This window comes from Devosia sp. 2618, from assembly GCF_040546815.1.
GTDB lineage: Bacteria > Pseudomonadota > Alphaproteobacteria > Rhizobiales > Devosiaceae > Devosia.
Genome location: NZ_JBEPOO010000001.1, coordinates 3,080,784 through 3,094,470 on the forward strand (window position 1 = coordinate 3,080,784; position 13,687 = coordinate 3,094,470).

A 13,687-nucleotide genomic window follows, 5' to 3' on the forward strand; every position below is an offset into this window, starting at 1 on the left:
CGCAGCGGGTGTCCGCCAGCCTCTTGGCCATTCCACGAGACGCTGGACAATGCGGCACCCGCCGACGCTTACTTCGGCAGAGCCGCTGCCGTCATCGACCACCGTCACAGGATCAATCGCCCGTCCAGCATTGCCGTTTGATGTATCCCCTAAACGCCGCATAGCACCAATGCAAAGACGGGCAGCGCTCTCTTTTAATCAAAGCACCAATCTGTGCCAAAGCACATGACGGAGGACAATCAAAGATTGCACACGACGTTTAGAGCTTCTCTTGCAGCCCGATCCAGAGCTCCCACTTGTGACGATATATGGTTCCGCTGCACATTTAGTCTCCGTCTCAAGCACTGTCGCGGCTCAGGATTTCGAAGCCTAGTCGGATCGAGCGCGTCTTGTAGGGCTTACCCTGCAGCCGTCCCAGCATCAATTTACCCGCTTCGATGCCATTTTCTCGTACGGGGAATCTGACCGTTGTTAGCGATGGGGTGATCCATTTCGCGATTGGGGAGTCACCAAATGCCGAAATAGCCAGCTGCTCCGGCACCCCGATGCCTACGTCTACCGAGTAGCGGATGGCGCCGACCGCGACCTGATGGCCCGCGAACACCACCGCGTCGATCTCCGGCACCTCGCGCAGGATGGTGCCGACAACCTCCCCCCCCGTCCCCGTCCCCGGGTCACTCGAAATCTCATAATGACGTGGTGGCGCAAGCCCTGCTCCCTCGCAGACTTTGCTCAATCCCTGAAAGCGGGCGATCATGCGGCTGTCGTCCAGCCCGGTATGTCCGACATAGGCGAAGTGCCGCCGTCCACGCGCGATAAGATATTGCCCCAAGGATGCGCCCGCATCGAAGTTGGACGAGCCGACCGCCATGTCAGGCGGCTCCGGATTGAAGTCGAACATCTCGACCATTGGCGTGCGCGAGCGAGCCAGCAATTCCAGGCATTCGTCGGAATGATCGCGTCCGGTCAACAAGATGCCATCAACCCTATGGCCGAGGAATGTACGCACAAGTTCGAGTTCGCTCTTTTTGGAAAAGTGCGAATTGCCCAGCAGAACCTGATAGCCGGCAGGCTCCAGAATGTCCGTTGCTCCCTGCAGCACCATGCCGTGTATGGGATTGGCAATGGTAGGCACGACAACGCCAATCACCATCGACCGCGCCGAGGCCAAACTCGATGCCAGCCGGTTCGGAATGTAGCCCATGCGGTCGGCAATTCTGAGGACGTGCTCACGGGTTTTTTCAGAAACGCGCGCAGGGTTATTGATGCAGCGCGATACGGTGATGGTCGACACCCCAGCCGCCTCGGCAACTTCCTGCAGGCGAACCGACGACGATTCAGCTTCGAAATCGGCCATCTCGGCATCTCTTGACGAATGATCGGTCATGGTGGTACTCGGTTTGTGGACAGCGCTATCCATGCGCCATCCACTTCCTTGTACGACACGATACAAGCCTTCGCAACGGCCGCATCGTTGAACTACACGGGTTCTGCGAATCGGCAGGCTATGAACTGCCAAAACATGGACAGCGCTAACATGCGCAACGAGGGGGCAGACATGACAGAGAAACGCTTGCGCGCTGCCGTCATCGGGGCCGGCTGGTATGCCGCCCAAAACCACATCCCCGCGCTTGCCACCCGCAGCGAAATCGAACTCGACGGCATTTGCAGGTTGGGCTCAGACGAACTCGAGCGTGCGAGGGCCCATTTCGGTTTCGCATTCGCCTCTGAGGATTTCACAGCGGTTCTGGCTCGGAAGCCTGACCTCGTCGTCATTGCGTCCCCACACCACCTCCATTTCGAGCAGGCCCGCATGGCGCTCGAAGGCGGCGCACATGTGCTTTGCGAAAAGCCGATGACCATCAACCCAGAGCACGCCTGGGAGCTGGTCCGCATCGCCCGGACCCATGACAGGCACCTCGTATTGGCCAATGGCTACAACTACCTCGATCAGGTGAACGCACTGCGCCAACGCATAGAACATGGCGCCATCGGCCGCATAGAGCATGTGATGACCACCTTCATCTCTGCCACGCGCGACGTATTTGCCGGGGATCACGGCCTCGACGCCTGGCAGACTTCGTTCTTCCGGCCAGACCGATCCACTTGGCAAGACCCATTGCAGGGCGGCGGATTTGCCTATGGCCAGCTCTCCCATTCGCTAGCGCTCCTCTACTTCCTCACCGGACTCAGCCCGGAAACCGTGTCGGCCCATAGCGCTATGCATGAAGGCGTCGATCTGGCCAATGCGGCCACCATTCGGCTTGGCAATGGCGCCGTCGCCTCCATTTCGGGCGCTGCGGCCATGCCGCAGGGTGCGCGCGGCCTCATGCGTCTGTTCCTCACCGGCACCGAGGGGATGATGACGGTCGAGTTCGACCGCGATTTTTGCGAGATCCGCCGTCATGACGGGCGCAACGAGGTGCTCGATATTGCGCCCGGCGCCTGGATCTACAATTGCAAGGGTCCGGTTAATGCCTTGGTCGACCTCGCCCTGGGGCGGGGTGAGAACCTGTCGCCGGCCCATATCGGCGCCCGTACCACTGCAACCATCGCGGCCATGCTCTCCTCAAGCAAGGCAAATGGCTCTGCCGTCCCCATCATACAAGGAGTCGTGTGATGGACGATTGGACAAGCCTTCACAGCCAGGCCTTCATCCTGACCATCCGCCCTGGCCAGGTCGCAGAATATCGTCGCCGCCATGACGAAATCTGGCCCGAAATGCTTGCGGCGCTCAGGGCCTCAGGGATCGTCCACTACGAGATTTTCCTGCATGAACCGAGCCATTGCGTATTCGGTCACATGCTCCGCACGCACGCGCCTGACCCTGCCGCTCCCGTCGATCCGGTGATGCTGCGCTGGCGGGAGTTCATGGCCGACGTCCTCGAAATGGAGGACGACCAGCCGCGGCGCGAGGCTATCGAGAGAGTTTTTCATCTGACTGCCTGAAGCCATTCAGCTCCGGGCCAAGCTGCACCCGCATGGGCACGACGAAGGCCCAATGCACCAACTGGGAGGATATTTTGAAGACGACACTACATTTCGGACGGCAACTGTTCAGGCTCGCCGTCGCCACCGCCCTTGCCGGGCTGATGATCGGCACCAGCCTTGCGACGGCACAGTCCATTCCCGACGTCCCGCGCAACCGGACACTGATCAGCCAGGGTTGGGATTTCCACAATCAGGTCCCAGCGCCCGACAATTTCAACCCGTATGCGGGCGTCCTGCTGCACCAGCGCAACAGCCTGCACTACACGGTCAACGAAGCGCTGTTTTATACCAACCACAACACCAATGAACTGATCCCCTGGCAGGCCGAGGGATACACCTACAACGACGATTTCACCGAGATCACCATCAAGCTGCGCGATGGCGTAAAGTGGAGCGATGGCGAGGCATTCGATGCCGAGGACGTCGCCTTCACTTTCGGCATGCTGAAGGCAGCTGCGCCCGACCTGATGTTCTCCTCCGCTATCGCCGAGTGGGTCAAATCTGCCGAGATCGTCGACCCACTGACGGTCAAGGTGACCTTGACCAAGGCCGGCCCACGCTGGGCCGCCGACTTCCTGGCCACCGGTCAGTCAACGCGTTTCGTGGTCGTGCCCAAGCATATCTGGGAAGGCCAGGACCCGATGACATTCGGCAATTTCGATCTGGCCAAGGGCTGGCCGGTCGGGACCGGGCCGTTCAAGCTGGTCAAGACCGACTCCAGCTCCGTCATTTATGACCTGCGCGACAGCTGGTGGGCGGCCGATGCCGGTGTCGCCAAGGCCCTGCCCCAAGTGCAGCGCGTTGTCTACGTTCCCGCTACCCAGGAGGCGATGCCACAACTGTTCGCCGGCAACCAGATCGACATGGGCCGCTCCATCCAGCCAGGTCAGTTCGAAGCCATCCGTTTCCAGAACCAGGGCCTCGTTTCCTGGAACACCGATGGTCCGGTCTGGGGGGCGCCTGATGGCTGCACCTTCGCAATACGCTTCAATACCCAGAAGGCACCATTCGACAATGTCGCCCTGCGCCAGGCAATAAACGCAGCAATCGACCGCAACCAGGTGGTCAACCTGGCCTATGAGGGGTCCGTCACCCAGGCCGTCCTGCCTGTTTCGTCCTACCAGGGCCTTCTCGACTATGTCGATCAGCTGAGCGACGTTCCGGGTGTGGCCGAACTCGCCGCCCACAGCCCTGAAAGGGTCGCTGCTCTGCTGGAAGGCGCCGGCTTCACCAAGAACGGCGACGGCAAGTGGGCCAATGCCGATGGCAGCCCGCTGCAGATCGAACTGCAGGTCGCCCAGGGCGATCCGATCGGTCCGGTCCTGTCCCAGCAACTGCAGAACGCCGGCTTTGACTCGCTGCTGTCGGTGCAACAGGGCACTGCGCTCACCGAAGCCATGGTTGCCGGCAACTTCCAGATGAATGTCGGGCCCCATTGTGGCAGCCTCTACGACCCGTGGCAGACTCTGGAGCATTTCCACTCCAAATATGCGGCTGCCGAAGGCGAAAGCTCCAAGAACCTGCGCGCGCCGACCCGCTACGCCAATCCAGAACTCGACGCCATTCTCGACCGGATGGAGCAGATGCAGCCCTCTCCGGCAAACGCCGAATATGTCGAACTGGTCAAGCAGGCCACCGCAATCTTTGCCCGGGACCTGCCTGAAATCTCGCTGGCAGAAGAATTCCACACACTGGTGTTCAACGCGACCTACTGGACCGGCTATCCAAACGCCGAGAACCCCTATGTTGCGCCCTATCTGCCATGGGAAGGCTTCGCCATGGTGGTGCACAACCTGACGCCCACCCAGCCCTGAGAGACCATCGAGGGGGCGGTCCGCCGTCCCCTTATCCTCTTCGCATCGTCCGAACACGTTTGAGAGTCCGCCTTGATGGCCAAGATCCAGAACATCCAAGCCTTTGCCATCCGCAACGAGATGGTCGGCGCCCTTTACAAGGGCGATCTCGGCACAGAAAGAACGACACCGAAGCGCCCTCCCTGGACGAGCGGGGCGGAGGTTGCAGGACCAATGTCGGGCTATGAGCGCTTCAAAAAGCTGCGCTCCACCTGGCGCTTCGACGGCGCTGTAGGATGCCTGATCACAGCCGACGACGGCACGACCGGCTTTGGAGTCACGCGAAACGGCCAGCCCGTCATCAGCCTCATCAACGAGCATTTCGCGCCGCTGCTTATCGGCGAGAACGCCATGGCGAGCGACCGCGTCTGGGACATGATGATGCGCATGTCCATGCCCTATGGCTCGGGTGGCCTGACCTCCTATGCCATAAGCGCCGTCGACCTGGCCATGTGGGACCTCAAGGGCAAACTGCTCAAGACGCCGGTCTATGAACTTGCCGGCGGGCCCGCACGCGAGAGCCAGTTCTGCTATGCCACCGGAAATGACACCGAGTGGCACATGGAACTCGGCTTCGAGGCAACCAAGCTTGCCTGCCCATACGGCCTGTTCGACGGTCTCGACGCGCTTTCCAAGAACGAAGACCTCGTTGCCAAGACTCGCGACCTGATCGGCCCGAACGTCGAGCTCATGCTCGACTGCTGGATGGCCTTTGACGTCGAATTTGCGGTGCGTCTGGCCGAACGTCTGCGCCCCCTTGGTCTGCGCTGGATCGAAGACTGCCTCAACCCCGACAATCTCGATGCGCACGAAACGCTTCGCAGCCGCATCCCCTACATGACCCTTGCAACCGGGGAGCATTGGTACACCCAATACCCCTTTGCCCATGCGGCCAAGCGCGGCCTTGCCGATATCTTCCAGCCCGACATCTGCTGGGTTGGGGGCTTCACGGCGTGTCAGCGCATCAACCACATCGCAGAGGCGTCCGGCATCGAGATGATGCTCCATGCCGGCATGAACACCCCATACGGCCAGCATTTCAGCTATGCCAACGCCAATGTGCGCTGGGGCGAATATTTCGTCGGCGCCGGAGCGGGCGTCCCGCTCAAGGAAACGGTGGTTTTCCCCGGCATGGCCGTGCCGGAAAACGGGCGTCTGGTCCCCAGCGACGCGCCCGGTTTCGGATTGGGCCTCACCGAGGACCTGCTTGAAGCGATGCGAGCCTAGGCGGTCACGATGACATCCAGTTACTGGGACTACGTCGCCCGCCGTTTCGGCATCATGATGCTGGTGGTCTTTCTGGCCGTCTCGATCAACTTTGCCCTGCCCCGCCTGATGCCCGGCGACCCGATCGAGAACCAGCTCAACCAGCTGATGGCCTCGGGCGGCGGCGCAATGGGTGACGTCGGCGCCATGGTTGCGTCATATCGCGCCCGTTTCGGGCTCGACCAGTCCATCCTGACGCAATATCTCGCCTACTGGCAGTCGGTCTTCAGCCTCGACCTTGGCTATTCGCTGACCAACTATCCCGAGCGCGTGGGTGACGCCATTCTGGCGGGCCTGCCCTGGACACTCGGTCTGCTCGGTTTTGCAACTCTGGTCAGCTTCACCATCGGCACCTTGCTGGGCGGCCTGATGGGCTGGCCGCGCAGTCCGCGCTTCCTGAAGACCTTCGGATCGGGCGTGCTTCTGCTGTCGTCAGTCCCCTACTTCCTCATCGGCATGATCCTGCTTTACCTCTTCGCGGTGGTGTTCCGGATTTTCCCGGCAGGGGGCGGCATGCCGTTCGGCATGAGTGCCGGCTTCAACTTCGAAACCTTTCGTGCCATCGCCTGGCACGCCACGTTGCCGCTATTGTCTATCATCATCGCCGAGATCGGTGCCTGGGCCATTGGCATGCGCGGCATGATGGTTTCGGTGCTCGGTGAAGACTATATCGCGCTCGCCGACGCCAAGGGGCTCAAGCCCAAGCGCATCTTCCTGCGCTACGGCATGCGCAACGCGTTGCTGCCGCAGATGACCAAGCTTGCCATGGCGCTGGGCCATATCGTTTCGGGCGCCATTCTGGTGGAGGTCATCTTCTCCTATCCCGGCATTGGCTTCCGGCTCTACCAGGCCATTCAGTCCAAGGACTATTTCGTTATCCAGGGCATCGTGTTGCTGCTTTCGGTGTCGATCGCCGTCGCGATGTTCATCCTTGATTTGATCTATCCACTCATCGATCCCCGGATCGCGAAGGGAAAATGACCATGGGCCGCCTTTCCTTCTTCGCTTCCGAGCTGACCGGCAACAAAACGCTGTTCTTTGGGCTGTCACTCATGCTGATGATCTGCCTGCTGGCTGTTCTCGGCCCGTTATTCGTCGATTTCGCCAATAGCCGCGTCGGCGCGACCATCCCCCGTTCGCCGCCGACGATGGAACACTGGTTCGGCACGGACGGTCAGGGTCGCGACATGTTTACGGTGATGATCCTGGCCATGCCACAAACCTTGCGTATCGGGCTGACGTCCGGGTTGATCAGCCTGTCCGTGGGCGTTGCGCTTGGGTTGATCGCCGGCTTTGTCGGCGGTTGGGTCGACACCGTCATCCGCCTCGCTTCGGACGTGATGATGACCATCCCCGGCATCGCCATCCTCGTACTGGTCGCTGCCAATGTCCGCGAGATGACTGTCGAACTGATGGCCGTGATCGTCGCGACGCTTTCCTGGATGGTCGCCGCACGCACGATAAGGGCGCAGACCCTGTCACTGCGAGAGCGCGGCTATGTGCAAGTGGCTCGCCTGAACGGCACATCCGGGCTCAAGCTGGTGTTTGTCGAGGTGCTGCCGAACCTTTTGCCTTTCATTGCCGCCAGCTTCGTCATCACCGTGTCCAACGCCATGCTCGCAACCGTCGGGCTCGAAGCGCTCGGTCTGGGACCACAGAACGAGCTCACGCTCGGCATGACCATCTATTGGGCCCAGTTCTATGGCGCCATCATTCGCGGGATGTGGTGGTGGTGGGGGCCGCCGATCCTAGCCATCGCAACCATTTTCGTTGGCCTGATGCTGACTTCCGCAGGCATGGATTCCTTCGTCAACAAACGCCTGGGAGCGAGCTCATGAGCGCACCCGTCCTAGAGGTCGACCATCTCGTCATCGACTACGGAACGCGCGGCGGGATCTTTCGCGCCGTCAACGATGTCAGTTTCTCCCTCGCCCCCGGCGAGCGGTTTGGATTGGTGGGAGAGTCTGGATCGGGCAAGTCCACCACTATTCTGGCCCTGATGCGCATGTTGCGTGGAGGAAAGGTCAGCGCCGGTCATATGCGCCTGAATGGACGCGATCTGGCCACGGTTTCTGACGCCGAATATCGTAGTCTGCGCTTCGCCGACATCTCGCTCGTTCCGCAGGGCGCCATGAGTTCGCTCAATCCAGTGCTGCGCATCGGCGAGCAAATGGGCGACATCTTTGACGACCACGACATTCGCCACACCCGACAGCAACGGGCCCAGGTCATCGGCGATCTGCTCACCCATGTGGGACTGTCCCCCGATGTGCGCCTTCGCTATCCGCACGAGCTTTCCGGTGGCATGAAACAGCGCGTTTGCATCGCCATGGCCATCGCCCTCAAGCCCTCGCTGATCCTGGCCGACGAGCCGACCAGTGCGCTTGACGTGATCGTTCAAAAACAGGTGCTCGCCACTCTGGGCCGCGTCCAGCAGGATCTTGGCGCCGCGGTGATCCTGATCGGCCACGACATGGCGCTCATGGCCCATTTCGTGACCCGCATGGGCGTCATGTACAAGGGCAAACTGGTCGAAATAGGCCCGGTTCGCGACCTCTTCGCCAACCCGCAACACGACTATACAAAAATGCTGATCGACTCCCTGCCCTCGTTTGACCGGCTCAAATCGTTCCGTTCGGGCGCTGCACGGCCCGTCCGCCCGGCTGAATTTCAGGAAAGCGTTTGATCATGGCCAAGTTTTTGGAAGTCCGGGAAGCCTCGGTATCGTTCTCTGGCAAACCGGCCCTGTCAAACGTCTCTCTGGCGGTCGGCGGCGCTCACCCCGCCATTACGGCAGTGGTCGGCGAAAGCGGCAGCGGCAAGACGACCCTGATCCGCATGTTGTTGGGGTTCCAGACGCCAACCACCGGCACCGTGATCTATGACGGCCAGCCGCTGCCCAAGATGAGCGGGGCTGCGCAAAAGCTGTTCCGACGCGAGGTCCAGGCGATCTTTCAGGATCCGTTCGACGCCTTCAACCCGTTCTACAAGATCGACCACCCTCTGCTCGCGCCGCTCAAGACGTTTGGCATTTCGGCGTCACGCGATGAATCCTATGACCGGATCGAAAAGACATTGCGCAGTGTCGGCCTCAACCCGGCCCAAACCCTGGGCAAATATCCACACCAGATCTCAGGCGGTCAGCGCCAGCGTGTCATGATCGCGCGTGCCTTGCTGCTGGAGCCCGAAATCATTCTGGCCGACGAACCCGTGTCGATGGTCGATGCATCCCTGCGCTCGACAATCCTCGAGATTCTCTACGAGCTCAATCGCAGCCGGGGCATTTCGCTGATCTACGTGACCCACGATCTGACCACCGCCTATCAGGTTGCCCACTCCATCGTCGTGCTGCATGGCGGCCAGATCATGGAAGTCGGCGCGACAGAACAGGTGATCCACGATCCGGCCCACCTCTATACCCGCTCCCTCATCGAAGCCGTGCCATCGCCAGACCCTGACACGCCGTGGAACCTCGACGTCGCCACGCAGCCATTTGCCCCGCCAAAAGGCCAGGTCCTGCTATACCCGACCGGGCCTGAGCGGGCCGTCGCGGCGCCAGTGCGCCCAGGAGAAGCTGCCGTTACCGCCGCACAGGTCCAGCTTGCCGTCAGCCAGGCGAAAGCGGATGCACTGGCTTCATGACCATCGACGCCCATACCCACATCTGGGAGCGCTGGCCATACCAGCCGGAGGTTCCCGATGCGGAAACGCGGGGGTGTGCCGAACAATTGCTGTTCGAAATGGATCAGCATGCGGTGGAGAAGGCCGTCGTCATCTGTGCACGCATCGGCGGCAATCCCGACAATGTCGACTACGCCTTTGACGCCGCGACGCGCCATCCCCGCCGGCTTATCGTGTTTCCCGACCTCGAATGCCGGTGGGCCTCCGACTTTCGTAAGCCCGGCGCTGTGCAGCGCCTGGAACAGGCGCTCGGACGCTGGGATTTCGTCGGCTTCACTCATTATCTGGACCCCAGCGAAGACGGGAGCTGGCTGACCGGGCCGGAAGGATTACCCTTCATGCAGCTGGCATCCGACAGATCGCTTCTGCTCAGCCTTTCTGCCCTGCCCCACCAAATGGCAGCGATAGGCGCTTTGGCGGCACGACTGCCCAATTTGCAGATCCTGCTGCATCACCTGGCCCATATTGGCGATCGGCACACCAACAATGCCGAAGACGGCGCAGCGATCGTCGCCCTTTCCGGCTACGCCAACATTCACCTGAAGTATTCAGGCATGGGCAACATCACTTCGCCGCAACACGAGTTTCCTTACTCCGACATGCAGCCCTGCTGGTCACCGATCCTTGCGGCATTCGGGGCGGAGCGTATCGTCTGGGGTTCGGATTACCCCGTTTCCAGGCGCTACATGACCTATCGGCAGACCCAATCGATGCTGGAGCGCCACAGTCCATTCCCTGCATCCACCCACCAAGACATACTCAAAGACAACATGGATCGCCTGCTGCGCGGCGCCTCCGCGACCCGCAGCCGCCTCGACACAGGAAATTCGAAATGAACGCCATAGACCTCAACAACCAGACAGCCATCGTCACCGGTGGCGCCCAGGGGCTCGGCTTTGCCATGGCGAAGCGACTGATCGATAGCGGAGCAAAGGTGAGCCTTTGGGATCTCAATCCCGAACTGCTGGCCGCTGCAGTCGATGCATTGGGGCAAAATGCCTCCAGCGTCGTCGTCGACATTACTGATCTGGCTGGGCTCACTGCAGCCCATGCCGAGGTCGAAGCTTCGGTTGGCCCCGTATCCATCCTCGTCAATTCGGCTGGCATTGCGGGGAATAATGCCCCGCTGGAAGACTACGATCCCGACGAATGGCGCCGGGTCGTGGAGATCAATCTCAACGGCACCTTCTACGTCAACAAGGTGGTCATCGGCTCAATGAAAGCCCGAAACTATGGCCGGATCGTCAATATCTCGTCTGTCGCAGGCAAGGAGGGCAATCCGAACCTGTCTGCCTATTCCGCCGCCAAAGCTGGTGTGATTGGGCTCACCAAATCGCTTGGCAAAGAGCTGGCCAAATATGACATCGCCGTCAACGCCATCACACCAGCGACCGCGAAGACGCGCATCCTCGACACGCTGACGCCAGAATTCATCGAATATATGCTGGTCCGCATTCCCCGCGGCAGGTTCCTCGAGGTCGATGAGGCGGCGGCGATGGTTGCTTGGCTGGTCTCCAGAGACAACAGCTTCACCACCGCCAGCGTCTTCGACCTGTCAGGCGGGCGCACCACCTACTGAGCAATCTCTTCAAATCAAAATTGAAATTGGGGTGTGGACTGTCCTTTGGGGGCGAGAATATTCAGCGCCAACGTAGACATGGCGTTAGGACCTGAAGTCACAATCGGGCAATTCGCAACGCCCTCCACTTCGGCGTTCAACGAACCTTCACTTCGAAACGAACGGTGCCGTCCGCACTAATGGTCATCCTTGCGGCGGCAACACCGTAGCTCGAGTAAGCGATGACCTAGCCTATTGTGGAATAACTGGCGCATGTAGGTTTTCAAAGGAAGCTAGAGTTTATTTTCTGCCATTGATCACTTGTGTCGAGATTCATTGGACGCTCGACGAGGTGTGTCTGCAAGCTTTCGCCGGACCATGGAGAAACTTTTTGAGCGCGTCGAACTTACACAAGCCGACGCGCCACATCTGGGACATTCCACCAAGCTCATGCGTTCCCGAAATCAGGGCCTACCACTTTCGAGGCGCACGAGTCCGCTGGAGATCAGTCTACGACATCAAGATCGCGCTCCAGATCGGTCATTTGTTCGCCTCCCGCCATGAGGTTGAGAACTTCCTCGCGTGATTTTTCGCCCCGCTTGAACTCGGCTGCCACTTGCCCCTGGATCAGTACGGCGAAATCGTCGCCCACCGCCATGGCATGACGGGCGTTGTGCGTGATGAAGACTATTGCGACTCCATCTGCCCGTGCCTGACGCATGAATTTTAGTACGATCGCCGCTTCCTTGACGCCTAGCGCAGAAGTCGGCTCGTCCAGGATCAGAACCCGCGCTCCGAAATACATTGCTCGGCCGATGGCCAGCACCTGACGCTCACCACCCGACATGGTGCCGACAAGCTGGTCGCCGTTTTTCACCCGAGTAATGCCGAATTTCTGCATCTGCTCTAGCGCGATACGATTGGCCGTTTCCAAGTCGAGCGGCCGCAGCGGTCCCAGCTTGCGGACGGGCTCGGCGCCCAAGAAAAAATTGCGCCCAACGCTCATCAGCGGGATCGAGCCAACATCCTGGTGCACCGTAGCGATGCCTAGCTTGCGCGCTTCTCGCGGGCCGCTGAATCGGATTTCGCTACCGTCGAACAGCACCGCACCGCGGCTGGCCGCATGAAAGCCAGACATCACCTTGATCAGGGTCGACTTGCCCGCGCCATTGTCTCCCAGAAGGCACAGGATGCGGCCAGGATGAACTTGCAGAGATACATGCTGAAGCGCAGGGGTAGAGCCGAAGGTTTTGCTGACGTCGCGCAGCTCAAGGATCGGATTGATGTGCTGCATGGCTTAACCTCTCGGTGCCGAAAGGGCGAAACGGCGGATGTAGTTGTTGGCCAGAACGGCGCCGCCCAGCAACAGTCCAAGGAACAGCTGAATCCAGTCCGTGCTCCATCCGGTGTAGAATATGCCGGTCGATATGACCCCAAAAATGGCGGTGCCTATGACAATACCAACTACCGACCCGTAGCCGCCTCCCAGCAGCACGCCCCCGATCACAGCGACGATGGGGGCCTGGAAGACGTAACCCATGCCATAGGTGGCATTGCCCGAGTTCCACTGCACGCCCTGCAACACGCCGACAAAAGCGGCCGCTATGCCGGTGCACACGAAAAGGGTAATTTTGACGCGTTCGACGGGAACGCCGGCCCCGCGCGCCGCGACAAGATTGCCTCCCGTCGCAAAGATCCAGTTGCCGAAGCTGGTGCGCGAAAGCACGTAGGCGCCAGTCAACGCAACGGCCATCCACCACAGGATGGAGATATTGGCCTGCCCCCAGCGCGCTGAGAACAGAAACTTGGCCGCCGGATCGGACACGATCGAACTCGACGTCACATTGGCGATCAGCCGCGAAACGCCCATCGTGGCACCGAGCACCACAAAATTGGTGGCCAGCGTGACGATGAATGAAGCGACACCTGTTTTGACCACGACAAGGCCGTTTATAACGCCAATTAAAGCACCCATGATTAAAGCCAGCCCGATCATCGGCCAGATCGGCACGCCCAGAAAATTCGTGCCTATGGCAACAACCATCGAGGCAGCCCCGACGGTGGAACCGATCGACAGGTCGAATTCGCCCGAGATCATCAGCAGCCCCACCGGGATGGCGATGATGCCCAGCTCCGCCGCCAGATTTAGCCAGCCGGCCGTGCCGTTGATGGACACGAAACCGGCAGCTGTGGTTGTCAGGGCGAAGAAGAGATATGTGACCAGGAAGGCGGCGATAGCGCCGAATTCAGGTCGACGGAGAAGATTGCGCATTGGCTGCTGTACTTTCACGGATCGGACCAGAGTAGACGCCGGGCGGCCGCCAAGCCGCCCGACAGA

At 60.4% G+C, this 13,687-nt stretch carries 13 protein-coding genes; 10 read left to right on the top strand and 3 right to left on the bottom strand.

The features are described 5' to 3' along the window. Positions 1-337 precede the first annotated feature (337 nt). Positions 338-1,387, bottom strand: coding sequence for a LacI family DNA-binding transcriptional regulator (locus ABIE28_RS15280; RefSeq protein WP_354064377.1), 1,050 nt, complete (start codon positions 1,385-1,387; stop codon positions 338-340). Between the two features lie 171 nt (positions 1,388-1,558). On the opposite strand from ABIE28_RS15280, the gene ABIE28_RS15285 reads away from it, so the two are divergent. From ABIE28_RS15285 to ABIE28_RS15330, 10 genes are all read left to right on the top strand, one after another. Beyond that, positions 1,559-2,620, top strand: coding sequence for a Gfo/Idh/MocA family protein (locus ABIE28_RS15285; RefSeq protein ID WP_354064379.1), 1,062 nt, complete (start codon positions 1,559-1,561; stop codon positions 2,618-2,620). Further along, positions 2,620-2,949 (top strand): L-rhamnose mutarotase, encoded by a 330-nt coding sequence (locus ABIE28_RS15290; protein WP_354064381.1) that lies wholly within the window; start codon positions 2,620-2,622, stop codon positions 2,947-2,949. Before ABIE28_RS15285 ends, ABIE28_RS15290 begins: the two co-directional genes overlap by 1 nt. A gap of 74 nt (positions 2,950-3,023) precedes the next feature. Further along, a complete protein-coding gene (locus tag ABIE28_RS15295) occupies positions 3,024-4,805 on the top strand; it encodes an ABC transporter substrate-binding protein (protein WP_354064383.1) in 1,782 nt (593 codons plus the stop codon). Positions 4,806-4,880: 75 nt separating this feature from the next. Continuing rightward, a complete protein-coding gene (locus ABIE28_RS15300) occupies positions 4,881-6,071 on the top strand; it encodes an enolase C-terminal domain-like protein (protein ID WP_354064385.1) in 1,191 nt (396 codons plus the stop codon). A 9-nt stretch (positions 6,072-6,080) separates the two neighbouring features. Then, positions 6,081-7,091: an ABC transporter permease gene (locus ABIE28_RS15305; RefSeq protein ID WP_354064386.1), complete on the top strand. Its 1,011-nt coding sequence runs from the start codon at positions 6,081-6,083 to the stop codon at positions 7,089-7,091. A 2-nt stretch (positions 7,092-7,093) separates the two neighbouring features. Continuing rightward, positions 7,094-7,948 (top strand): ABC transporter permease, encoded by an 855-nt coding sequence (locus tag ABIE28_RS15310; RefSeq protein ID WP_354064388.1) that lies wholly within the window; start codon positions 7,094-7,096, stop codon positions 7,946-7,948. Continuing rightward, the gene (locus tag ABIE28_RS15315; protein ID WP_354064389.1) at positions 7,945-8,796 is read left to right on the top strand and encodes an ABC transporter ATP-binding protein; all 852 of its coding nucleotides are present in this window, start codon (positions 7,945-7,947) and stop codon (positions 8,794-8,796) included. Before ABIE28_RS15310 ends, ABIE28_RS15315 begins: the two co-directional genes overlap by 4 nt. 2 nt (positions 8,797-8,798) lie before the next feature. Further along, positions 8,799-9,752, top strand: coding sequence for an ABC transporter ATP-binding protein (locus tag ABIE28_RS15320; RefSeq protein ID WP_354064390.1), 954 nt, complete (start codon positions 8,799-8,801; stop codon positions 9,750-9,752). Next, positions 9,749-10,627, top strand: coding sequence for an amidohydrolase family protein (locus ABIE28_RS15325; RefSeq protein ID WP_354064391.1), 879 nt, complete (start codon positions 9,749-9,751; stop codon positions 10,625-10,627). The genes ABIE28_RS15320 and ABIE28_RS15325 overlap by 4 nt, the downstream gene beginning before the upstream one ends. Next, positions 10,624-11,370 (top strand): SDR family NAD(P)-dependent oxidoreductase, encoded by a 747-nt coding sequence (locus ABIE28_RS15330; RefSeq protein ID WP_354064393.1) that lies wholly within the window; start codon positions 10,624-10,626, stop codon positions 11,368-11,370. Before ABIE28_RS15325 ends, ABIE28_RS15330 begins: the two co-directional genes overlap by 4 nt. A gap of 484 nt (positions 11,371-11,854) precedes the next feature. On the opposite strand, the gene ABIE28_RS15335 is transcribed toward ABIE28_RS15330, so the two are convergent. Beyond that, positions 11,855-12,643: an ATP-binding cassette domain-containing protein gene (locus tag ABIE28_RS15335; protein WP_354064395.1), complete on the bottom strand. Its 789-nt coding sequence runs from the start codon at positions 12,641-12,643 to the stop codon at positions 11,855-11,857. Positions 12,644-12,646: 3 nt separating this feature from the next. After that, complete coding sequence (locus ABIE28_RS15340; protein WP_354064397.1) at positions 12,647-13,621, bottom strand: ABC transporter permease; 975 nt, start codon at positions 13,619-13,621, stop codon at positions 12,647-12,649. Positions 13,622-13,687: the final 66 nt, after the last annotated feature.